The organism is Gilliamella sp. wkB292 (assembly GCF_001690235.1).
Classification (GTDB): Bacteria; Pseudomonadota; Gammaproteobacteria; order Enterobacterales; family Orbaceae; genus Gilliamella; species Gilliamella apicola_F.
In genome coordinates this window covers 1-24,726 of the sequence record NZ_LZGO01000077.1, presented here as the reverse complement: position 1 = coordinate 24,726, position 24,726 = coordinate 1, and the positions used below count along the sequence as shown (strand labels likewise).

The 24,726-nt window shown below is 35.4% G+C and carries 21 protein-coding genes; 14 read left to right on the top strand and 7 right to left on the bottom strand.

The window, feature by feature from the left end; genetic code table 11:
• Positions 1-29 precede the first annotated feature (29 nt).
• A complete protein-coding gene (uxaC, locus tag A9G09_RS10175) occupies positions 30-1,448 on the bottom strand; it encodes a glucuronate isomerase (RefSeq protein WP_065634727.1) in 1,419 nt (472 codons plus the stop codon).
• A 16-nt stretch (positions 1,449-1,464) separates the two neighbouring features.
• On the bottom strand, positions 1,465-2,934 hold the full coding sequence (locus tag A9G09_RS10170) for a mannitol dehydrogenase family protein (RefSeq protein ID WP_065634726.1): 1,470 nt from the start codon (positions 2,932-2,934) through the stop codon (positions 1,465-1,467).
• A gap of 276 nt (positions 2,935-3,210) precedes the next feature.
• On the opposite strand from A9G09_RS10170, the gene A9G09_RS10165 reads away from it, so the two are divergent.
• Positions 3,211-3,972: an FCD domain-containing protein gene (locus A9G09_RS10165; protein ID WP_065634725.1), complete on the top strand. Its 762-nt coding sequence runs from the start codon at positions 3,211-3,213 to the stop codon at positions 3,970-3,972.
• 78 nt (positions 3,973-4,050) lie between these two features.
• Positions 4,051-5,232, top strand: coding sequence for a mannonate dehydratase (gene uxuA / locus A9G09_RS10160; protein ID WP_065634724.1), 1,182 nt, complete (start codon positions 4,051-4,053; stop codon positions 5,230-5,232).
• A gap of 153 nt (positions 5,233-5,385) precedes the next feature.
• Here uxuA and A9G09_RS10155 read toward each other — a convergent pair whose 3' ends face one another.
• On the bottom strand, positions 5,386-6,660 hold the full coding sequence (locus A9G09_RS10155; RefSeq protein WP_065634723.1) for an MFS transporter: 1,275 nt from the start codon (positions 6,658-6,660) through the stop codon (positions 5,386-5,388).
• Positions 6,661-7,085: 425 nt separating this feature from the next.
• Here A9G09_RS10155 and A9G09_RS10150 point away from each other — a divergent pair, with 425 nt between their 5' ends.
• A complete protein-coding gene (locus tag A9G09_RS10150; protein ID WP_065634722.1) occupies positions 7,086-7,517 on the top strand; it encodes a DUF3597 domain-containing protein in 432 nt (143 codons plus the stop codon).
• 89 nt (positions 7,518-7,606) lie between these two features.
• Here A9G09_RS10150 and pth read toward each other — a convergent pair whose 3' ends face one another.
• Positions 7,607-8,191, bottom strand: a complete 585-nt coding sequence (pth, locus tag A9G09_RS10145; protein ID WP_065634721.1) for an aminoacyl-tRNA hydrolase — start codon at positions 8,189-8,191, stop codon at positions 7,607-7,609.
• 77 nt (positions 8,192-8,268) lie between these two features.
• Complete coding sequence (locus A9G09_RS10140) at positions 8,269-9,216, bottom strand: ribose-phosphate pyrophosphokinase (RefSeq protein WP_065634720.1); 948 nt, start codon at positions 9,214-9,216, stop codon at positions 8,269-8,271.
• A 266-nt stretch (positions 9,217-9,482) separates the two neighbouring features.
• Here A9G09_RS10140 and trmB point away from each other — a divergent pair, with 266 nt between their 5' ends.
• From trmB to relA, 11 genes are all read left to right on the top strand, one after another.
• Entirely contained in the window at positions 9,483-10,187 is a 705-nt protein-coding gene (trmB, locus tag A9G09_RS10135) for a tRNA (guanosine(46)-N7)-methyltransferase TrmB (protein ID WP_335339953.1), read from the top strand.
• Between the two features lie 18 nt (positions 10,188-10,205).
• The gene (gene nfsA, locus A9G09_RS10130) at positions 10,206-10,931 is read left to right on the top strand and encodes an oxygen-insensitive NADPH nitroreductase (protein ID WP_065634718.1); all 726 of its coding nucleotides are present in this window, start codon (positions 10,206-10,208) and stop codon (positions 10,929-10,931) included.
• Positions 10,928-12,079 carry a histidine-type phosphatase gene (locus tag A9G09_RS10125; RefSeq protein WP_065634717.1) on the top strand — a complete coding sequence of 384 codons (1,152 nt, stop codon included), beginning with the start codon at positions 10,928-10,930 and terminating at the stop codon, positions 12,077-12,079. The genes nfsA and A9G09_RS10125 overlap by 4 nt, the downstream gene beginning before the upstream one ends.
• A gap of 696 nt (positions 12,080-12,775) precedes the next feature.
• Positions 12,776-14,083, top strand: a complete 1,308-nt coding sequence (locus tag A9G09_RS10120) for an MFS transporter (RefSeq protein WP_065634716.1) — start codon at positions 12,776-12,778, stop codon at positions 14,081-14,083.
• A 9-nt stretch (positions 14,084-14,092) separates the two neighbouring features.
• On the top strand, positions 14,093-15,109 hold the full coding sequence (galE, locus tag A9G09_RS10115) for a UDP-glucose 4-epimerase GalE (protein ID WP_065634715.1): 1,017 nt from the start codon (positions 14,093-14,095) through the stop codon (positions 15,107-15,109).
• Positions 15,110-15,153: 44 nt separating this feature from the next.
• Positions 15,154-16,203 (top strand): galactose-1-phosphate uridylyltransferase, encoded by a 1,050-nt coding sequence (gene galT / locus A9G09_RS10110; RefSeq protein ID WP_065634714.1) that lies wholly within the window; start codon positions 15,154-15,156, stop codon positions 16,201-16,203.
• Complete coding sequence (galK, locus tag A9G09_RS10105; protein WP_065634713.1) at positions 16,204-17,361, top strand: galactokinase; 1,158 nt, start codon at positions 16,204-16,206, stop codon at positions 17,359-17,361. It begins immediately after the preceding gene.
• On the top strand, positions 17,352-18,350 hold the full coding sequence (gene galM, locus A9G09_RS10100; RefSeq protein WP_065634712.1) for a galactose-1-epimerase: 999 nt from the start codon (positions 17,352-17,354) through the stop codon (positions 18,348-18,350). The genes galK and galM overlap by 10 nt, the downstream gene beginning before the upstream one ends.
• A 240-nt stretch (positions 18,351-18,590) precedes the next feature.
• Positions 18,591-19,079 carry a pantetheine-phosphate adenylyltransferase gene (gene coaD, locus A9G09_RS10095; RefSeq protein ID WP_065634711.1) on the top strand — a complete coding sequence of 163 codons (489 nt, stop codon included), beginning with the start codon at positions 18,591-18,593 and terminating at the stop codon, positions 19,077-19,079.
• Between the two features lie 15 nt (positions 19,080-19,094).
• Positions 19,095-20,423 carry a 23S rRNA (uracil(1939)-C(5))-methyltransferase RlmD gene (gene rlmD / locus A9G09_RS10090; protein ID WP_065634710.1) on the top strand — a complete coding sequence of 443 codons (1,329 nt, stop codon included), beginning with the start codon at positions 19,095-19,097 and terminating at the stop codon, positions 20,421-20,423.
• A gap of 10 nt (positions 20,424-20,433) precedes the next feature.
• Positions 20,434-22,677, top strand: coding sequence for a GTP diphosphokinase (relA, locus tag A9G09_RS10085; protein ID WP_065634709.1), 2,244 nt, complete (start codon positions 20,434-20,436; stop codon positions 22,675-22,677).
• A gap of 50 nt (positions 22,678-22,727) precedes the next feature.
• On the opposite strand, the gene folA is transcribed toward relA, so the two are convergent.
• Together folA and A9G09_RS10075 are read right to left on the bottom strand one after the other, a co-directional pair.
• Positions 22,728-23,225, bottom strand: a complete 498-nt coding sequence (folA, locus tag A9G09_RS10080; protein ID WP_065634708.1) for a type 3 dihydrofolate reductase — start codon at positions 23,223-23,225, stop codon at positions 22,728-22,730.
• A gap of 10 nt (positions 23,226-23,235) precedes the next feature.
• The gene (locus A9G09_RS10075; RefSeq protein WP_065634707.1) at positions 23,236-24,300 is read right to left on the bottom strand and encodes an MJ1255/VC2487 family glycosyltransferase; all 1,065 of its coding nucleotides are present in this window, start codon (positions 24,298-24,300) and stop codon (positions 23,236-23,238) included.
• Between the last annotated feature and the right edge of the window lie 426 nt (positions 24,301-24,726).

Below are 24,726 nucleotides of genomic sequence, written 5' to 3'. Positions count from 1 at the left end.
AGCTTTGCGTATAGCGTTACATTGGCATATTATTTATGGATTTTAGTTTGAAAATAACGATGAGCATTATCAAAACAGATATTCCTAACCATATTCCCAACCAAATCAAAATCCGCAGGGATTTCACCATTTTCCATCCAATCACCAATCATATTGCACAAAATTCGCCTAAAGTATTCATGCCTTGTAAAAGATAAAAAACTACGAGAATCAGTTAACATTCCCACAAATTGACTTAATAACCCCATTTGAGAAAGCTGCATCAATTGACGCTGCATACCATCTTTTTGATCGTTAAACCACCATCCCGAACCAAATTGGATTTTACCCGCCATATCCGAGCCTTGGAAATTGCCCACCATAGTAGCTATCACTTCGTTATCACGTGGGTTTAAACAATACAAAATGGTTTTAGGTAATTGATCGGTCAAATCTAATAAACCAAGCAGCGAGGATAAAGGTTCAGCCATTGGCCTATCACCAATAGAATCAAAACCAGCATCGGGCCCGAGTATTTTAAACATTCGTTGATTATTATTTCGTAACGCGCCTAAATGTAATTGCATAACCCAGTTACGCTGATGATATTGCTTACCTAACCACACAAGAATAGCGGTACTAAATTGGGCTATTTCTACTTCGGATAAAGATTGATTCATTAAACGCTTTGTTAGAATGTGATCAAGCTGTTTTTCAGGAGGAATATCGGCATAACGCAATATTTCGATACCATGATCAGCTGCTTGACAACCATGTTGTTCAAAATGATCTAACCTTTTTGTCAAAGCACAACGCAGTTTCTCAAAACTATTAATTTCAATATCAGCAGCTACACCCAGTTGAGCGATATAATCTGTAAATCCGGATAACTCAATTTTAAACACTTTATCAGGTCGCCAACTTGGGCGAACTTTAGTTTCAAACGCATTATCCAAACTAATTTTTTTATGATATTCAAGAGAATCAATTGGATCATCAGTTGTGCCTACCGCTTTTACCTGCATTTGCTTTAAAATGCCTTGGGTAGAAAATTCTTTTGTCGCCAACAGCTCGTTTGCTTGCAACCAAATTCTTTCGGCGGTGTTTTCATTAAGAAGAATATTTTTTATACCAAATGGGCGTTTTAGTTCTAAATGAGTCCAATGATAAATTGGGTTACCTAGCGTCAATGGCACAACTTTTGCCCAAGTTAGATATTTATCATAATCAGTAGCATTACCTGTTATTAGATTTTCATTAATACCCGCAGTGCGTAGTACTCGCCATTTGTAATGATCTCCTGCTAACCAGATTTCAGCTAAATTACGAAAATTTTTATTTTCCGCGATTTCTTTTGGTGAAAGATGGCAGTGATAGTCATAGATAGGTTGATCTTGAGCATAATCAAAATAAAGCCTTTGTGCTGCATCAGTCTGTAATAAAAAATTATCATCTAAAAAACTTTTCATGCTGTCTTATCCAAAATTAGATTAATAAGTCGTTGATTGTTTGTTTTGCGCCTTTATGCATCAAAGAAAGATAATACTCACTCACTTTTTGTTTAAATAGTGCGTTTTTCGGTAAATCGGTTCCAAACACTGCATTAAGGCTGAGCAAGGCATCAACTCTTTCAAGTCCGTCTGGACTGGATTTAACTAAGTTATTAAGCTCATTTAACATTGGATCGCGAACATCAATAGCCTGATTATTATCATCAACGCCCCCAACATAACGCATCCAACCTGCCACACCTAAAGCCAGTAATGAAAAATCAGAATGATGACTAATATGCCAACGGATTGAATCAAGCAAGCGTTGTGGTAATTTTTGGGTACCATCCATCGCAATTTGCCACGTTTTATGTTTAAGAGATGGATTGCTAAATCTTTCAATCAGTTTATTCGCATAGTGCTGTAAATTAACATGAGAAGGAACATGAAGTGTCGGCGCTTGCTGTTTCAGCATCAGATGTAATGTTGCTTTTTTGTAATTCACATCATTCATACAATCATTAATATGTTCATAACCTGCTAAATAACCTAAATAAGCTAAAAATGAATGACTGCCGTTTAACATTCTCAGTTTCATCTCTTCATAAGGAACAACATCATCAACAAATTCTGCACCGACTTCATTCCAATTAGGTCGATTCGTCACAAAATTATCTTCAATCACCCATTGGATAAATGGTTCACAAGCAATACCACATGGATCAAACATTCCACCCAAAGCATGTTCAATTTCCGTCAACGTTTCAGATGTTGCAGCCGGTACAATGCGATCAACCATCGTACAAGGAAAAGTAGTATTAGCCTCAATCCACGAAGCTAACTGAGTATCACGAGCATTAGCTAAACCTAAAATCGCTTTTTTCAATACCAATCCATTCTCTGGAATATTGTCACAAGATAGTGCGGTAAATGACCTTAATCCTCGCTGCATTCTTCGATAAAGCGCTTCAACAATCACCCCCGGAGCCGACATTGGCTTAGATGGATTAGCCAAATCAGCCTTAATCAGCGCATTATTCAAATCTAAACCTGAACCACCGGGTAACATGCAATAGCCTTTTTCTGTGACTGTTAATGATACAATCTCAACAATAGGATCAGCCATCTTTTCCAAAATCGTATCAATACCATCACTCGTCGCTAACAGTGATTCTTTTACACTACCAATAATGAATGCTTCTTTAGTCGTTGCGCCTTTTTCTAAAACTGTATAAAGATGATCTTGCTTACGAATATCATCAATTAATTGTTCACCGCCCACAATATTAACTTCGCAAATACCCCAGTCACTCTTACCTCGATTCAATAATCGATCGGTAAATAGAGCTTGATGCGCGCGATGAAAAGCACCAAACCCTAAATGGACAATACGTGCGATCATGTTATCTCTGTTATAAGAAGGTTTATTGTGAATTGATGAAGGTACACCTAATAAATTTAACATTGTTTTCTACCATAGATAATTGTTTACCAATAATATTGGTTAAACATATTTTCACTTGTTAATAAATTTTTCATCTATATTTTTTATTTTTTGTGATTAAAATCACGTTTTTTGGTTTATTTTATAGTCGAAGATAACAAAATATTTATAATGAACACCAAAATTGGTATTCCAATTATAAAATTAGCGCCCATTATTTTATAAACAACTTCTGGTACTGATAATATTTAGCGTATAATTACAGTAAATCGATGTAAGAATGGGGATTTATAGATAATGCTTACGGTTAATCGGCTATATCAAGAAATTGGTAATGAGCTAAAATTATTATTGAAAAGTGGGACTTATAAGTTAGGTGATAGACTACCACCTGAACGAGACATTGCCGAAGCATTTAGTGTGAGTAGAACGGTAGTACGTGAAGCACTAATTATGTTAGAACTGGAAAATTTAGTGACAGTTAAAAAAGGATCGGGCGTTTATGTAATTGGTTTACCAGATGAAATCTTATCCGAAAAAGATAAAAAAATTGAAGAGGAAGATTTTGGACCATTTGAATTATTGCAAGCAAGACAATTAATTGAAAGTAATATTGCCGCTTTTGCCGCATCACAAATAGTCAAATCCGATATCATTGAGCTGAGATCAATCTTGGAACAAGAACGACAAATGTTAGAGCAAGGGTTAATTGATGATTACAGTGCCGATGAATTGTTTCATATCACGATCGCCAAAGCGACTAAAAACTCAGTACTTGAAGGTTTATTACAGGATTTATGGCAAAGACGATCAGCAAGTAAAATGTGGAATCAATTGCATAGTCGCATCACTGATCACAGTTATCGAAAAAAATGGCTTGATGACCATGAAAAAATTTTACAAGCTTTGCAAATAAAAGATGCGATGGCTGCGCGCCATGCAATGTGGCAACATTTAGAAAATGTTAAACAAACATTGATGACCGTTTCTGATAGTGAAGATCCAAATTTTGATGGTTATTTATTTGATTCTATTCCTGTTAACATTGTTAACCAATGAACAACATAAAACCGACGTCATTTATCGATCTTTTAGCTATTGAAATTTAAGTAAGCTAAAAATTTAAGGAGAATTTAGATGGAACAAACAATGCGTTGGTTTGGTCCTAGCGATCCAGTATCATTAGATGACATTAGGCAAGCTGGGGCAACAGGAATTGTGACAGCTTTACACCATATCCCTAATGGTGAAGTGTGGCCGATTGAAGAGATTCAAAAACGCAAAAACATGATTGAAGAAAAAGGGTTAACTTGGTCAGTTGTTGAAAGTATTCCCATTCATGAAGAGATAAAAACACACACTGGTAATGTTGAACAACATATTGCCAATTATCAGCAATCAATTCGTAATTTAGCCGCCTGTGGTATTGATACTATTTGTTATAACTTCATGCCTGTTTTAGACTGGACTCGAACTGATCTTGCTTACACCTTACCTGATGGTTCTAAAGCACTTCGTTTTGACCAAGTTGCTTTTGCTGCATTTGATATTCATCTTTTAAAAAGACCTAATGCAGAAAACGATTATTCAAAAGAGGATATTGACAGCGCAAAAACATATTTTGAAAACATGACACAAGCAGATAAGGACAAGCTTGTTGCTAATATTATTGCGGGTTTACCTGGAGCGGAAGAAGGTTACTCTCTTGATCAATTTAGAGCCCACCTTGCCACTTATGATGGCATTGATAAAAATAAACTGCGTGAAAATTACGCCTATTTCCTGAAAAACATCGTACCTGTCGCAGAAGAAGTCGGTGTAGTCTTAACCGTACATCCTGATGATCCACCACGCCCTATTCTAGGGTTACCGCGCATTGTTTCAACTATTGAAGATATGCAATGGATTAAAGATACCGTAGACAGCATTCATAATGGTTTTTGCTTCTGTACTGGATCCTATGGAGTTCGTCAAGATAACGATTTAGCCAAAATGGCTGAAAAATTTGCTGACCGTGTTCATTTTATTCATTTACGTGCAACAGTCCGAGAAGATAATCCTTTGTCTTTCCATGAAGGAGATCATCTTGCTGGTGATGTTGACATGTATGCAGTCATTAAAGCTCTGGTTAGCGAAGAACAGCGACGTAAAAAAGCGGGAATTAAACGTGCCATTCCCGTTCGCCCCGATCATGGACACCAAATGTTAGATGATCTAAAAAAGAAAACGAATCCGGGTTATTCTGCCATTGGTCGTTTAAGAGGATTAGCCGAAATTCGCGGCGTAGAATACGCAATTAAACGTGCATTTTTTGAATAAAACTCCGTTGTCAACACAATCAAAAATAAAGCCCAGATAATGGGCTTTTTTATTATTATTGATAACCAAAAATAAAAAAGAGCGTTAACCGCCCTTTTGTATTTATGTTAGGATGTACTTCTTTATTGCATATCTAATATAATAATTTTGGTATTAACCCTTTTGCTTACGCTGATACAACAGTGAACACATAATAATTGCCCCAATAATATCTAAAAAGCCCATAGTAATAAAAAAGGGTTTAAAGCCGATTGTTGCAACAAACTGACCAACAATGATCGTAAATAAGAAACTAGCAATCCAAGCCGAGCTACCACGCAAACCATTTACTGTTGATACTTCTTTACCATCAAAGTTTTCAATCACTTGAATAGTAAGCATGGCAGATAACATCTGATGTCCCCATGCACCTATAGCAATTAAAGCAATGGCGGCATATGGGCTTTGTGTTAAACTTGCAAACGCCATCGATAACATGAAAAAAGCAGCACCAAGATAAGTTATACAAGCCGAATTAACACGAGATAAATTAAAACGTTTATTGAGCATACGCGAAAAATAACCGGAGGATAAACCACCAAAATCGGCAGCAAGGAAAGGAATCCAAACAAACATTGCCATCTCTTTTAATTGCATACCGCGTTCAGTTAATAAATAGTAAGGAACCCAAAAATTCACTGCCGCCCAAGCTGGTTCAGCTAGAAAAGCTGGAATAGCAATACCATAGAATTTTTTTTGCAAAATCACTTTTTTAATCGCTTGCCAGATGTTTTTGTTTTGTTGGCTCTCTGTGTCATCTTGATCGGATAAAATATATTTTCTTTCTGCTTCACTAATAGACCGACTTTTCGATGGTTCACTGAAAAAGTAAAGCCATATTCCTGCCCAAATTAACCCTACAGAACCTGGAATTAGGAACGCTAACTGCCAACCACCAAATTGGTGTATCGCATAAATAAGAGGAGGTGCAATCATGGCGCCCAATGAAAATCCAACCATACTCCAACCATTAGCAATAGCGCGTTCTTTTTTAGGAAACCATAAACTGACAACTTTAGCATTGGCTGGGGCAACAACAGATTCAGCACCACCCATAAAAAAACGTAAAATCGCTAATTGAAACCAAGTGCCTGCACCAGCATGAAGTATGCACATAATAGACCAAATGATGACCATTATCGCAAAACCGACTCGTAAACCGATTACATCAATAAACCAGCCTACAATAGGTTGAAAAAGAGTATAAGCTAGTTGAAAAGCACCAGTAATATACGAGTACTCTTTAGGTGTTATATTTAAATCACGTATAATTTCTTGAGCCATAATACCTAGTGCATTACGATCGACATAATTAAGAATCACACCCGTTGCAAATAAAATGATCATCACCCAACGGACGTATCCTCCTGATTTAAAAATGGAACTCATAATATACCTCTAGTTGTAATTTAAATTTCTAACATAAAAAATTTATGTCACACTACATATTGGTAAACCAAATATTACAACTAATTTACTACATCGTATGCCAAATTTGTTTGAAATTGGGATACCGATCACATTTTATATAGAATTGGTATAATAAATAATCCTAAAAATATCTTTATATCATTTGTCTTAAAACTAACTTATACAAGTTATTCAATAAATTAATTTATCAAAGTTCGAATAAAGATCGCTTTGAAAAATAGACATAGAGACCAAAATTGGTAGCCTAATTTTGAAAGATAAAAGCAGTAAATATTTATCTTTTTGACAGTGTTACTTTCAAACAGGTATACTGAAAAGGATATTATCTACATCTATATCGTTAAGCAGTTTTTTAAAGCAGTTTAAACATAGGAGGATGTAATATGGGTATCTTAAATAATATTTTTTCTAAAATATTTCCAAGCGCACAAGCAGCAGCAGCAAATGTTGACAATACAGTCAAAGACAAAGTAAATAGTATGACAGATGCTGCTAAAAACGCCGCCTCTGGCATTCAAACAGAAACACAACAAAATTCAGACCAAGCCAAACAAGTATCTCAGACTGATGTTATGTCTATATTAGAGAATTTAGCGAACAAATATCCTGAAAAACTTAATTGGAAAACATCCATTGTTGATTTATTGAAATTATTAGGTATCGATAATAGTTTAGAAGCACGAAAAAATTTGGCAAAAGAACTTAACTACCCAGGCAGTACCGATGATACCGCATCGATGAATATGTGGTTAATCAAAGAAGTGATGAAAAAAATCGCCGAAAAAGGGGGAGATGTTACTCATCTTTTTTCTTAATGTTGTTTGATTCAACACAATCCACCTGATGCTAGGTGGATTATCATCCAATAAAATTTATCACTATAATAAATTTAATAACCACCCTTTCAGCCTTTAAAAGCATGTAAGTGATTCATTGCACTTTCAATGCCATCTGATAATAAAATCTCAACTGATCGTACTGATTCTTCTATCGCTTTATCAATGAGTTCTTGTTCGGGTTTAGAGGGTTTATTTAACACATAACCGACAACTTTATTTTTGTCACCAGGATGACCAATACCAATTCTAAGACGATAGAAATTTAAATTATTACCTAATTTGCTAGCAATATCTTTTAAACCATTATGGCCGCCATGGCTTCCACCAAATTTAAATTTAGCAATACCCGGGTTAAGATCCAGTTCATCATGAGCAACTAAAATTTCTTCTGGTTTAATTTGATAAAAGGTTGCTAGTGCCTGTACCGCTTTACCACTTAAATTCATAAACGTGGTAGGAACTAATAATCTCACGTCATGACCGCCAATGTTTATTCTAGCTGTATAGCCAAAAAATTTAGCTTCATTTTTTAAAGATTGATGATATCGTTCAGCTAAAAGATCAACAAACCATGCACCTGCATTATGGCGAGTTGCGGCATATTCATTTCCAGGATTGGCAAGTCCTACAATAAGTTTTATCGTTGTCATAATATTGGGATTTTTACTGATTTTTTTTAGAAAAAAGCCCCAATATAAAGGGGCTTGTCGTTCAATAATAAAATAAATTATTGATGGAACATCGCTGAAATTGACTCTTCGTTACTAATACGACGAATAGCTTCAGCAAGCATCCCAGATAGTGTTAATTGACGTACATTTTTTAATGCTTTTACTTCAGCAGTTAACGGAATGGTGTCACAAACAACTATTTCATCAATGGCAGAATTTTTAATATTGGTGACGGCTTTACCTGAAAAAATTGGATGCGTTGCATAAGCATAAACGCTTTTAGCACCACGCGCTTTTAATGCATCCGCTGCTTTACAAAGTGTACCGGCTGTATCAATCATATCATCAACTAAAATACAATCTCTATCAGCAACATCACCGATGATATTCATCACTTCCGCTTCATTAGCGCGTTGACGACGCTTGTCGATAATTGCCATATCAGTATCATTTAAAAGTTTTGCAATCGCTCGAGCACGTACCACACCACCAATATCAGGCGATACGACAATCGGACGTTCAAACTCGCGTTGTAACATATCTTCTAAAATAACTGGGCTACCAAATACGTTATCTACAGGTACATCAAAAAAACCTTGAATTTGCTCTGCATGAAGATCAACGGTTAATACCCTATCAACACCAACTGTTGATAAAAAGTCAGCAACAACTTTAGCTGTAATAGGCACTCGCGCTGAACGTACACGACGATCTTGCCTTGCATAACCAAAATAAGGAATAACCGCTGTGATACGACCAGCAGATGCTCGACGCATTGCATCGATCATGACTAATAATTCCATTAAGTTATCATTGGTAGGCGCACAAGTTGATTGAATAATAAAAACATCTTCACCACGGACGTTTTCGTTAATTTGTACATTTACTTCTCCATCGCTAAAACGACTAACAACAATATCACCTAGAGAAGTATAAAGACGATTAGCTATACGTTTTGCCAGCTCTGGTGTAGCATTACCAGCAAAAAGCTTCATATCAGGCACGAGAAATCCTCAAGCATGTTATAATGATTACTTATACGTAATCGGTTAAATCGGGGTGATAATTATATAATCATTTACAGAGTATGCTCAACCACATTATAAAAATTTATTCAAAATTTTTTATATGTATCACAATAATAAATAGAAAAACATATCAACAATATGTTTTCTTGAAGTGAATCAAAAATCAGTTAAACTACTTTCTTATTATAAACCTTAATGAGTAAACAAATTTGGCAAACAGCGACACAAAAATAGACAACGTGATGAATGAACAATCCATGATAAATAACAGTGAAGATATAAAATCAAAACGAACTATTCGAAGTTTTGTATTACGACAAGGTCGTTTAACTAAAGGTCAGCAACAAGCATTAGAGAATTTATGGCCTTCATTTGGTATTGACTATAATCCAAACGTTACTATAGGTTCAAATAACAAAAGGCCCTTCGTGTTAGAAATTGGTTTTGGTATGGGGGCATCATTGGTTGAGATGGCCAAAAATGCGCCTACTAAAGATTTTTTGGGAATTGAAGTGCACAAACCTGGAGTGGGTGCTTGTTTAATGGCGATCGAAGAAAACCAATTATCTAACCTAAAAGTCATGTGTCATGATGCCGTTGAAGTCTTGAATAATATGATAGCTGATGACTCGCTTGATAAAGTGCAAATTTATTTTCCCGATCCTTGGCATAAAGCTAGACATAATAAACGTAGAATTATTCAACCTGAATTTGTGCAATTAATACAAAAAAAATTAAAAATTGGTGGTATTTTACATCTCGCTACCGATTGGCAACATTATGCCGAACATATGCTTGAAGTATTAACTCAAGCGGAAGGTTTTAAGAATTTATCATCAACAGGTGATTATATTCCCAGACCAGAAGATAGGCCAATTACTAAGTTTGAAAAAAGAGGTCAAAATTTAGGGCACGGGGTTTGGGACTTACAGTTCATGAAAAAATAGTTATATAAAGGAGCCATTATGCAAAACCAAACAATTGATTTAATTTGTCAGCACCGTTCAATTCGTGTTTATAAATCCATTCCCTTAACCCAAGCGCAAATCGATACAATTGTTACCGCTGCACAATCGGCTTCAAGCTCTAATTTTTTACAATGCGCAACTATAATTCGTATTACTGATAGTAACAAACGTGAAAAACTTGCTCACTACACAGGTGATCAGTGCTATGTTAAACAAGCACCCGAATTTTGGGTATTTTGCGCTGATTTTAATCGACATTTTCAAATTGATCCAACAATACCCCTTGAAAGAGCAGAACAACTTTTAGTTGGCTGCATTGAAACTGCGCTCATGGCACAAAATGCAGTGATTGCAGCTGAATCTTTAGGCTTAGGCATAGTTTATATTGGTGGCTTACGTAATAATATTGATAAAGTTACGGAATTATTAGCCATCCCTAAATATGTTTTGCCTCTTTTTGGGTTATGCATTGGCTATCCAGACCAACACCCTGAAATAAAGCCAAGACTTCCTAAGCCTTTGGTATTTTTCGAAAATCAATATCAACCAATAGATAAAACTCTATTGGCACAATACGATACACAAATGAATGATTATTACAACCACCGTAGTACCCATCAAAAAACAGGTGGTTGGAGTGATAAAATTGCCGAAACGATTATAAATGGGCAACGAAGTTTTATTTTAGATTATCTACATAAGCAAGGTTGGATCACAAAATGAGTAACTCGCATTACCAATTGGAAAAAGTTGTTATACTAAGTCGTCATGGTATTCGTACAGCTTTACAAAATACCCTAGAATTTATTGATCAAGCTACTCCTTATCAATGGCCCAAATGGGACCATCCTTATGGTTATCTAACAACCAGAGGAGGAGCATTAGAAGTCTATTTTGGTCACTACCTGTCACAATGGTTAGAAAAACACAATATCAAAATAACCAATAATAGTCATGACTTATTTGTCTATGCCAATAGTTTACAAAGAACCGTTGCGACAGCGCAGTTCATTGTAGCCGGCGCCTATGCAGGTTGTGATATAACTATTAATCATAAATATCCTATTGAAAGAATGGATCCAATTTTCGACCCAAGTTTAGAAGAAGATTCAGAACAATTTAAGCAAGCCGTTTTACGTGATATTGAGCAAGCAGATAAGGCTCAATCAATTTTTAAAAACTTAGCGCCGGCTTATCAAATTTTGTCAGATATACTCAATTACAAACAATCTGAGCTATACAAACAATATCAGTGTGAATTAGCCGATATCCCATTAGAACTCTATTTCAAAAAGAATGAAGAGCCAGCATTATTGGGAGCCTTAGCCGTTGGCATTAGTGTCGTTGATTCTTTTTTATTGCAATATTATTCAGCGTTTCCTAAAAATCAAATTGCATGGGGTAAAATTGATAGCTTAGAGCAGTGGCAACAAATTGTGCAGATTCGTAATCAGTACATTAACTTAATTTGCCACACCAAAACACTCGCTACACGCGCAGCAGCCAAATTGATCAATATGATTGATGATCTAATGCAGCAACAATATACGGTCAATTTATTAGTCGGTCATGATAGTACAATCGCATCACTATTAGGCGCTTTAGATTTTGAAGAGTATCAACTACCTCATCAATATGAAACCACTCCTATTGGTGGTAAAGTAATTTTTCAACGCTTCAAACACTCGCTAACAGGCAAGCATTATTTTAAAGCTGAATATGTTTATCAAAGTTTTGAACAACTTTATACAGGGCAAGCGCTCGATATCAATAATCCACCTGAACATTTTCAACTAAAACTCAAAAATGCATCGCTTAACTCTGATGGTTTTTATGATTGGAGCGATTTTGAAAAACGTATTCATGTTTAATGCTAAAGTATAAATAACCTTAGTGCCCATTTCGCCAAAAATTGACGGAATGGGTTTTATCTAGCTATTGTTAACTTTAGCATTGATAGTTATATTAATTGTTCTATTGATAAACTTTATAAAATTACGCAGTAAAATACATACACAAACATAACTAATTAAAAATTACATATTATATTAGCTAACTCAACGGATTATTTATATTTTCCATCAAAAATTTTTTATCAATCGTCTAAAATGGCATGCCTAAAAACTAATAACAAATAATCTATTTTTGATTTAGTTATGGTTCATATTTTTTAAAATCACTCAATTTTTGACTTGATAAAGATCTTTATCTTAATTAACCTGTTTTAAAAAATGTAACCGGTATCATAAAAGCACAATTTTAATTCATAACTAATTTTATCCTAGTTGAAAAAATTCAGTTTAATGAAAATAGCCACTATTTTATATAAGTAACAGCATGTATAAACTCAGATTTAGCATTAATAAAACATTCAAAAAAACTTAATGATGTAATGTAACTAATTTATAAAATAATGTAATCGATTTCATAAAATGTTATCTAGATCACTTTTTTGAAAAAAATAAGATGATATTATCCTTAAAAACAGATAGCTTTTTGTACTTACTTTTAATGTAAACGATATGCAAATTACGTAATCATTGAAAGATTAGCAAAGGAAGTTGATTATGAATCAAAAAATAACCTCATCGCTTTACAATAAAAATTACTGGGTATTTACGCTTTACTTTTTCCTTTATTTTTTCATTATGGGGGCCTATTCGCCATTTTTTCCTGTATGGTTAAAAATGAATGGGTTAGATCAAGCCGAAACAGGATATGTGTTTTCGTTTATTTCATTATTTGCGCTTCTTTTTCAACCTTTTTTTGGATTAATCTCGGATAAACTAGGATTAAAAAAACATCTACTGTGGATTATCACATTACTATTAGTTCTATTTGGCCCCTTTTTTATTTTTGTATTAGGACCGTTACTCCAATTTAATGTTACTTTAGGTGCTATAGTTGGGGGACTTTATCTGAGTGTGGCATTCAATTGTGGCTCACCATCAATAGAAGCCTTGGTTGAAAAAATCAGTCGACGAAGTGGATTTGAATTTGGTCGATGCCGTATGTTTGGTTGTTTTGGTTGGGCAATTTGTGCTTCATTTGTTGGTATTATGATTTCAAAAGATATCAATGCGGTTTACTGGTTATGTTCAGGTTTTGCAATTATATTATTGTTTTTAGTTAAAATAGCCGATCCAGCCAAAACAACAACTACCGAAGTTGTTGAACAAATGGGACTTAATAAACCTGAACCATTTAATTTAAAACTTGCCTTTAACTTACTTAGCATGAGTAAAACATGGTATTTTATGCTCTATATTATCGGTGTTGCCTGTACATATGATGTATTTGATCAGCAATTTGCTAACTTTTTCACTTCATTTTTCAAAAGCGAACAAGTGGGTCGTGAAGCGTTTGGTTATGTCACAACGCTTGGTGAATTTTTAAATGCTACTGTCATGTTTTTTGCACCAATTATTGTCATGAAGATCGGTAGTAAAAATACTTTATTAATTGCAGGTGCGATTATGTCTATTCGTATAACCGGTTCGGCATTTGCAACTAACGCAATTGAAGTTGTTATTTTAAAAACATTACATATGTTCGAAGCGCCATTATTATTGGTTGGGGCATTTAAATATATTACTAAACACTTTCCTATTCGATTATCAGCAACCGTTTATTTAATTGCATTTTGTTTTGCAAAACAACTCTCTATTATGTTTATGTCCACCTTTGCAGGTTTAATGTATGTTAAAATTGGCTACGAAGGCACCTATTTAGTCCTTGGCGCGATCGCATTAAGTTTTACACTGATTTCGTCATTCACTTTATCTGGACGCGGTCCTTGGGATATCTTTAAAAACCAAAACAGTAAACTAAATAAAGAGCAACAAGAACTCAATAAAAATATAACGTTAGATTAAGGTTTTAACATGAAAATATTAGTAACAGGTGGTTGCGGGTATATTGGAAGTCATACATGTGTACAATTAATTCAATCAGGATACACACCGATTGTCATTGATAACTTATTTAACAGCAAAGCATCAGTATTAGAAAGAATTAAACAAATTACCGGGCATGGTGTTAGTTTTTATCACGGTGACATTTGTGACCAACAATTGTTAGAAAAAATATTTGCTGAGCATGATATCCAAGCTGTTATCCATTTTGCTGGACTAAAAGCTGTGGGGGAATCAGTATACAAACCGCTTGAATATTATGAAAACAATGTCTATGGCAGTATTGTGTTAATGAAAGCAATGCGAGCTGCAGGTGTAAAACAGTTAATATTTAGCTCATCTGCAACCGTATATGGCGAACTTGCACCAGTTCCCTATGTTGAAACATTACCACAAGGTTTACCAAGTAGCCCGTATGGAAAAAGTAAATTAATGGTTGAACAATGTATGATGGATTTAGCTGTTGCGGAACCAGATTGGTCATTAACTTTATTACGTTACTTTAATCCTGTTGGTGCACATCCAAGCGGATTAATGGGTGAAGATCCACTCGGTATTCCCAATAACCTAATGCCTTATATTACTCAAGTTGCAGTAGGAAAACGTGAGTCACTTGCTGTTTTTGGTAATGACTACCCGACAAAAGATGGCACTTGTGTTCGTGACTTTATTCACGTGGTCGATTTAGCTGATGGACATATCGCTGCACTTAAAGCTGACCAGAATAAAGCTGGCGTACATATTTATAATTTAGGTTCAGGTATTGGTTATAGTGTATTAGAAGTTATTAAAGCTTTTGAAAAAGCCTCTGGCAAACCACTTAATTGGCACTTTGCTCCTAAACGTGCTGGCGATTTACCCGCATTTTGGGCTGATGTAAAAAAAGCAGAACAAATTTTAGGTTGGAAAACCAAATTAACACTTGATGATATGGTAAAAGATTCGTGGAATTGGCAATCACATAATCCACAAGGCTATCCCGATTAAACCCTAGAGCATCAATCATAAAAAGAAAGATAAAAGAGGCGAAAATGGCTATTTTTAATCCTGTCGATCACCCTCATCGTCGTTATAACCCATTGACTAATCAATGGGTGCTTGTCTCGCCACATCGAGCCAAACGACCTTGGCAAGGTCAACAAGAAACGATAAATCAAGAACAAAAACCCTGTTACGATCCAAACTGCTTTTTATGCCCTGGAAATAAACGAGTAACGGGTGATATTAATCCTAACTATACTGGAACCTATGTTTTTACTAATGATTTTGCCGCATTAATGGTAGATACGCCAGAATCGCCGCAAAGCCAAGATCCGTTATTCCAGATTCAAAGTGCTAAAGGTACTAGCCGCGTTATCTGTTTTTCACCCGATCACAGTAAAACCCTACCCGAACTCAATTTAACTGCTATTGAAGGCGTAATTAAAACTTGGATAAGTCAATTACAAGAACTGAGCCAAGATTATCCTTGGGTACAGATATTTGAAAACAAGGGTGCGGCAATGGGTTGCTCTAATCCACATCCACATGGGCAAATTTGGGCCAATAGTTTTATTCCAAATGAAGTTGCGTGTGAAGATCTCAATATGCGTCATTATTTTGAAAAATATCACCGAAATTTATTAGTCGATTATGTGCAAAAAGAGTTAACTTTGCGTGAACGAATTGTGGTAGAAACAGAACATTGGCTTGCCGTTGTCCCTTTTTGGGCCGTGTGGCCATTTGAAACACTATTATTACCCAAAACGCATATTGCGCAATTAACACAGTTAAATAATGACCAGCAAATAGATTTAGCTATTGCGCTTAAAAAACTAACAAGTCGCTACGATAATTTATTTCATTGTTCTTTCCCTTATTCAATGGGTTGGCACGGCGCACCATTTGTAGGTGATAACAATGATTATTGGCAACTACATGCGCATTTTTATCCACCTTTGTTGCGTTCAGCTACGGTAAAAAAATTCATGGTTGGTTACGAAATGTTTGCCGAAGTGCAACGAGATTTAACCCCCGAACAAGCTGCCGAAAAACTTCGCAACGTGAGTGATGTGCATTATAAAGAGCAAAAGGATAAGTAAATGAAAGCATTAATTGATAGCACGACACAAGTATTTGAAAGCCAATTCGGTTACAAACCCGATACCTTTATACAAGCGCCAGGACGCGTAAACTTAATTGGTGAACACACCGATTACAACGATGGTTTTGTTTTACCCTGCGCAATTAATTATCAAACAGTGATAAGTTATCACAAACGTTCAGATAATATTATACGTGTTATTGCTGTCGATTATGATAATCAACAAGACCAATTTTCTCTTGATTCGTCCATTGAAAAACATCCTGATTACCAATGGGCTAACTATGTGCGTGGTGTGATAAAACATCTTAAAAACTATACAAATGCTATCCACGGGGTTGATTTTGTCATTAGTGGTAATGTACCCCAAGGTGCAGGTTTAAGCTCGTCAGCATCGCTTGAAGTTGCCGTCGGTAAAATGTTGCAAGTACTTTATCAGTTACCTTTTGATGGCACAAAATTAGCCTTAATTGGTCAAGAAGCCGAAAACCAATTTGTCGGTTGTAATTGTGGCATTATGGATCAATTAATTTCAGCACTAGGACAAGCTCAGCATGCATTATTAATTGATTGTCGTTCACTGACAACCAAAGCGGTCAAAATGCCCAAGGATTTTGCTGTTGTCATTATCAATTCTAATATTAAACGAGGATTAGTTGATAGTGAATATAATACTCGTCGTAAACAATGCGAAGCAGCTGCAAAAGCACTAGGTGTAAAGGCATTACGTGATGCATCATTAGCTGATCTTGAAAAAATCAAAACCACCTTAGATCCTACAGTATTTAAACGTGCACGCCATGTCATTACCGAAAATGAACGTACACTCCAAGCGGCAAAGGCACTTGAGGCTAAAGATTATAAATTATTATCTACATTAATGGCAGCCAGTCATCGTTCAATGCGTGATGATTTTGAAATTACTGTTGCTGCTATCGACTATCTTGTCGAAATTATTCATGATGTAATTGGTGAACAAGGTGGCGTTCGCATGACTGGAGGAGGCTTTGGCGGCTGCGTAGTTGCACTAGTGGCAAAAGATAAAGTAAACAGTGTTAAAACAATCGTTAATGACAATTATTTTGAAAAGTTTGGTATTAAAGAAACAATTTATGTTTGTGAACCTAGCGAAGGAGCCCATGTTTTATGCCAATAAAACAGATTATTACATTAACTAATTTGCAAGGAATGACCATTAAGGTCTCTAATTGGGGGGCAACTTGGTTATCATGCTTAATACCCGTTGCAAGCAAGCATCGCGAAATACTGCTGGGTTGTCAATCGTTAAACCAATATCAACACCAAGATGCTTATCTGGGTGCAACTATTGGACGTTATGCAAATCGTATTGCTAATGCAACTATCGATATCAATGGTCAACACTATTTGCTCACCGCCAACCAAGGGGTAAACCTACTCCATGGTGGGCAATGCGGATTTGATAAGAAAATTTGGAATATTGAATATCAATCAGCTCAAAAAGTGACATTTAATTTAATATCGTCTGATGGCGATCAAGGCTTTCCCGGTGAGCTGAAGGTAATTGTGACTTATTATTTAACTAATGAAAATGAAGTCATTATCGATTTTCAGGCAACAACTAACAAAACTACACCAGTAAACTTAACTAATCATGCTTATTTTAATCTTGATGGTGAGTTGAGTAATAGTGTCCTTGCACATACATTAAAAGTTAATGCGAATTTCTATTTACCGGTTAATCGCGCAGGGATTCCTTATCATAACTTAGCTGATGTTGGTCAATATGACATGGATTTACGGCAAGCAAAACAATTGTCTGATAGACTGCTCGAGAGTCCCGAACGGCAAGTGACTGGCGGTTATGATCATGCTTATTTATTAGATAAGACTAAAGCTATTGCCGCACAATTAATATCATCCGATAAAAAAGTTTTAATGAATATCAAAACCACTAAACCTGCATTACAAGTCTATACTGGCAATTTTCTACAAAATACGCCTAATCGTCATAATGATGTATATAGCAACTTTGCGGGTATTGCATTAGAAGCGCAATTTTTACCTGATAGCCCGCATCATCCTCAATGGCCACAACCAAGTTGTTATTTGCAACCCAACGAAGTGTATCATCACCATACAACCTATCAATTTATCACCACGTAAAAACGACTTATTTGATTAAAGCACATTACGGCAATACTTAATTTTTACCCATAATTAATCAATTAAGGAAAAAGCAACTTTACTCTTTTCACCAATTTTGGTATACCATTAAATATAGAAAAACTAAGGTGCGCCATATACACCAAAATAAAACCAATATGTTTTTACCAGCTTAAACTAACAATCTGGCATAAAATTAGGTATGATATTTTTTAATATGTCCTAATGGATAACCTGAACATGAAAAGTAAAACCTTAACCGCTATTTTTCCTGGTACTTTTGACCCGATCACCAATGGTCATATTGATCTTATTACCCGAGCGTCGCAATTATTTCCACGTTTAATTATTGCTGTTGCACAAAATCCTAGTAAAAAAACGCTTTTTGCATTAGATGAACGCGTCAATTTAGCGTCTAGCGCCATTGAGCATTTACTCAATGTTGAAGTCATTGGCTTTGATAATTTAATGGCAGATTTTGCCCAAAAACATAATGCGACCGTGGTTGTCCGTGGCGTAAGAACCACACATGACTTTGAATACGAAAGGCAACTGGCCGAAATGAACCGCGCACTAAAACCCGATTTAGACACGATATTTTTAATGCCATCAATAGCTATGGGATTTATTTCATCAACTATTGTAAAAGATGTTGCTTTTCATGGTGGCGATATTTCAAACTTAGTCCCTTTACACGTTAAAACGGAACTTTTAAAGCGATTGACATAATTTAAGTAAGTTAATATGGTTAATTTTTACACTCCACCTAAAAAGAAATTTATTCCCCAAAAATTGACTGTAACAGTCTCAACGTTAGATGCCTTCGGTCAAGGGGTAGCAAATCATAATGGCAAAACAATTTTCGTTAAATCTGCACTACCTAATGAAATAGTTGATATTCAACTTACGGAAGATAAAAAAAATTATGCCAAAGCAACCGTTATTAAATATCATAACCAAAGCCAAGATCGCCTTAAGCCGCCATGCCAATATTATCAAAAATGTGGTGGTTGTGACTTACAGCACATATCACCACATTTGCAACAACAAGCCAAATATCAAGCATTAATCAACTTGTTAAAAAAAGAGAGTGGCGCAACATTAGATAATGTGCTTAACGATGCCCCTATTATTATTGCAGATCAACCTTACGCTTATCGCAGAAGAGCCAGATTATCTATCAACCTGATCAAAGGCGTACTTTTTGTTGGTTTTAGACAAGCAGAATCAAATCAGATAATTACTATTAAAAATTGCCCTGTTTTAGTTGATAAGTTAAATAACTTACTGATTCCATTACAACACAGCTTAACTAATATTAAACAAAAAAAATCACTAGGTCATATTGAATTAATCTCGGTAGATAGTGGGGTAATTGTTGTATTGAGACATATTAGCCCAATGGATGAGCAAGATACCAAATTATTACGACAATTCGCGCAAGAACATAACATTTCACTCTATTTGCATGGCGATAAACTCGTTCATATCTCGGGTGATAATCAACATTATTATCAAATCAATAAGTTAAAATTAACCTTTAGCCCTCTAGATTTTATTCAAGTAAACAGTAAAATTAATCAAAAGATGATTAACCAAGCACTTGAGTGGCTAACATTAGAACCAACGGACAACGTTTTAGATCTATTTTGTGGAATGGGTAATTTTTCATTGCCGATGGCAACATTAAGTAAATCGGTCACAGGGATCGAAGGTGTTAAAGCACTGGTTGAAAAAGCACAATTCAACGCCAAATTAAATCGCAATGAAATACGTGCAGATACCCAATTTTTAACCAGTAATTTAGAGGATGAGCAGCAATTCTCAACATGGAATGATTTACAATTTGATAAGGTTTTATTGGATCCTGCTAGAGCTGGTGCTTTTAATACTACCGCTCAAATTGTAAAAATATCACCTAAAAATATCGTTTATATTTCGTGCAATCCTGCTACATTAGCCAGAGATTGTAAGCAATTTATTGCTAAAGGATACAAGATTGCTCAAGTCGCAATTTTAGATATGTTTCCACAAACCAAGCACATTGAATCAATGTTGCTGTTAACGAAGTAGGATCATAATTATGGTATCTATTAGAGGAGCACACCAACAGAGCGAAGAACACTATTCTCTCGCTCAGTTTGATGTCGAACAGTGGGCAAAAAAAGAACTGTTACTAACTAACCCGCAGTCTTTTGAAAAATTTAAAGATGTTTGGGATTTCTGTTTTGAAAATAGTGCGGGCGCACCTGAGCAGCTATATTGTTTCAAAAGTGCCATTGAAATGGTTGAAATTTTATCAACCTTAAGTATGGATGTTAACAGTTTAAGTGCTGCGTTATTGCTACCTTTCTTAGAATCTAAGATTATCCGTCGTGAAGATATTCCGGAAGATTTTGACCGCGAAATTACCCATATTATTTCAAGCATCATCCGAATGAAAGACTTGCGACAACTACGTGCAATTCGTAATGGTAATGCGACAACAGAACAAATCGATAGTATCAGGCGTATGTTACTGGCGATGGTGAATGATTTTCGTAGCGTTGTAATCAAAATCGCTGAGCGTATCACTTACTTACGCAATTTAATGAATGCACCTAAAGAAGAGCAAGTCCTTGCCGCTAAAGAGTGCTTTAATATTTATGCCCCACTCGCCAACCGATTAGGTATTGGGCAATTAAAATGGGAATTAGAGGATTTTTGCTTCCGGTATTTATATCCTGACCAATACCGCATGATCGCAACAAAATTACAAGAAAAGCGATTAGACCGAGAATTATATATCAATAAATTTGTTAAAAATTTACAGGATTTGATGAATCAAGATCATATCCATGCCGAAGTTTATGGTCGTCCAAAACATATTTATAGCATTTGGCGAAAAATGGAGCGTAAGCATTTACAGTTTGAAGAACTGTATGATATTCGAGCAGTACGAATTATTTGCGATCGTGTTGAAGATTGTTATAACGCACTGGGTATTGTACATAGTCATTACAAACACATTGCTAAAGAATTTGACGATTACGTAGCTAATCCCAAACCCAATGGCTATCAATCTATTCATACGGTTGTTTATGGCCCACAAGATAAAACTATCGAAATTCAAATTCGTACCGAACAAATGCATAATGATGCTGAACTAGGTATTGCCGCACATTGGAAGTATAAAGAAGGCACTACTGACAAAATGACGGCTTATGATCAGCGCATCTCTTGGTTACGCCAACTATTAACTTGGCAAAAAGAGATGTCAGAAAGTGGTGAAATCCAAGAAGCAGTAAGAAGCCAAATTTTTGATGATAGGGTTTATGTATTTACACCTAAAGGTGATGTGGTTGATTTACCAGCGGGTTCAACACCACTTGATTTTGCTTATCATATTCACAGCGATGTCGGCCACAGATGTATTGGTGCCAAAGTAAATGGGCGAATTGTCCCATTTACTTATATGTTAAAAATTGGCGATCAAGTTGAAGTCATTACGCAAAAACAACCTAATCCAAGTCGTGATTGGTTAAATCCTAATACAGGCTTTGTCAATAGCAGCCGCGCACGTGCCAAAATTCAAGCTTGGTTCAAAAAACAAGATCGTGATAAGAATATTGCAGCGGGTCAACAGATACTTGAAAATGAATTAGAACCGCTGAATATTAGTATCAAAAACGTTGAAAAAATTCTTATCGCAAAATATAACGCCCATTCATTTGATGAAGTTTTAGCGGGTATTGGCAGTGGTGACATCAGAATTAACCAACTGGTGAACTTTATTAACGCGCAATTTAATAAGCCAACAGCGGAAGAAGAAGACGAAGCAGTATTAAAGCAAATTTCACAAAAATCGACCTCTCAAGCCAAAAATACAACAAAAGGCGGTGAAATCATCATTGAAGGCGTAGGTAATTTAATGTATACCATTGCTAATTGTTGTCGCCCTATTCCTGGTGATCCTATTGTTGGTTTTGTCACTCAAGGTCGAGGCATTTCAATACATCGAGCTGATTGCGAACAATTGCAAGAGTTAAAAAATCATGCTCCAGAACGCATAACGAGTGCAGCGTGGAGTGAAAACACGCAATCAAGCTATACCATGATTGTTAGAATTGTAGCCAATGATAGAAGTGGTTTATTACGCGATATTACCACTATTGTCGCTAATGAAAAAGTCAACGTGTTAGGCGTATCAAGTCGCAGTGATACTAAGCAGCAATTAGCGACAATTGACATGGATTTACAGATTTTCGATCACGACTCACTTAATCGTGTGCTAAATAAGATTAAGCAATTACCCGATGTTGTTGAAGCAAAACGTTTTCAAGGATAACCCTTGATTTAATTGCCACATCAATTAATGCTGTGGCAATTTACCGATAGTTAAACTTTTTCTAAAATCTCAAATTGATAATGATAAGGATTTTTTTCATCAGCAAAGCAATTTTGACAATAAACTTGTTGCCATTGCCGAACCAAATAATCGGGGAAATAGGTATCACCCTTTAAATAGGCATCAATATGTGTTAAATATAACCGATCGATGAAAGGTAAAACTTGCTGATAGATATTACCGCCACCAATAATAAATACTTCATCGGCAAGCTGATCTTTAGCTATAGATAATGCTTCGTCAATTGATTTTACCCAACTTACATTTTCAGAATCATGTTCTAACTGAGCTTGTCGACTAATAATAATATTATGTCTATTAGGTAAAGGACGACCAATAGACTCAAAAGTCTTGCGTCCCATAATAACGGGTTTATGTAATGTATTTTTCTTAAACCAAGCCAAATCTGCCGGTAAATGCCACGGCATTTGATTGTTAAGACCAATGACGCGATCTTTTGCCATAGCAACAATAATGCTTAAAATCATTTTTATACCTTTACACATATCCTAAGGATTTTATCTTCTGATTGACATTTTCAGGAAATATCGTTTGACTCCAAAGCCGTTCACTTAACGAAAGTAAAGGCTCTTTTTGCCCTGAAACGATCCAATTAGCAAGTTCGGTTGCAACATCTGGATAGATGATTGGTTTAGGAGAAGGCAAACTAAGCCAATATTTAAGTTTGATATTATTCAAACTTTCCATCACTGTTGCCATATCTAACGCTTGTAAACATTGAGCATTATAGATCTGTTCAAATTGCCCCGATACCGGTTTAGTTAAAATCTTTTTACCCAAAACTAACGCTTCTGAAATTAAAGCAAAGCCAGTGTTTGCAATGATTCCTGAACAACTGACTAACGCCTGCGTAAAACTATCGCGACCGAGTGGTTGAAAAAGAATATTACCTTTCTGTTCGACTTGTTTAATATCCGGATGGAAACAGATAAATGGATAATTTGGGAACTGTTGTAGTAACACAGTAATTTCATCTAATGCTTCAAATGGCAAGTAAACAACGATATTGCCATTTTCACTTGAGGCAACCTCAAATGAATCAATCATTGGTGGTATCAATTTATGTCCAAAATGAAACCAATGTAAACCAATGGGTTTAGTCACTGGTGCATAATATTTCATAATCACATTGGCTATCAGTCCATATTCTTTAGGTTTAAGATATTGACACACCGCCTGATTACTTATCCCTAAACAATCACGATGTTGATAATGTGCAGCCCAAGCACTGACTGGCTCAAAATCACTGATAATACAATCATATTTCGATAAATCGAGTTCACGCACATCTTTAATTAAACGAAATGCACGAATCCGTTGTACTGTTCTGCGAAAATTAATCTTACCATTTAACGTCGCAAACGAAACACCACGATAGGTTTTATAATTACCAAAAACCTGCATATCAAAATAGTCTTTAGGATCACGTCCACTGAAAATATAATCAACATCAGCCCCTGCTTTTTTAAGCGCATGGGCTAATGTTCTACAACGACTGACGTGGCCATTTCCTGTTCCTTGAACACCAAAGAGAATTTTCATATCGTATGATTTATCGATTTAAAGTTAGGTTAATATAATAGCAGAACAGTAAACATTTATCTTTCTTATTTTATATCAAAATACCCGATAATTAGACTATATTTTACTCGGCAGTCGTTAACCAGTCACTTATCAATGATTAAATAAACAATCTGAATTAAAGCATGTAAAGTTAAAAATTTTAAAAAAGTATAAATTTACTACTTTTTTCGGTAAAATAAACAGAAATTTTGTTAGATGAATAGTGAGATAGAATATGTCATTAAGAATCAACAATAAGGCTTATAATATTATTGCATTATCTGCAATACTTTTATTTTTGCTGAGTGTTTCTACATGGCATTTGTCTAAAAATTATTTCCAATCTTCTACACGTTGTAACTTGGCATATCAAACGGCATTTAATGTAAAAGAAAGCAAGCATCA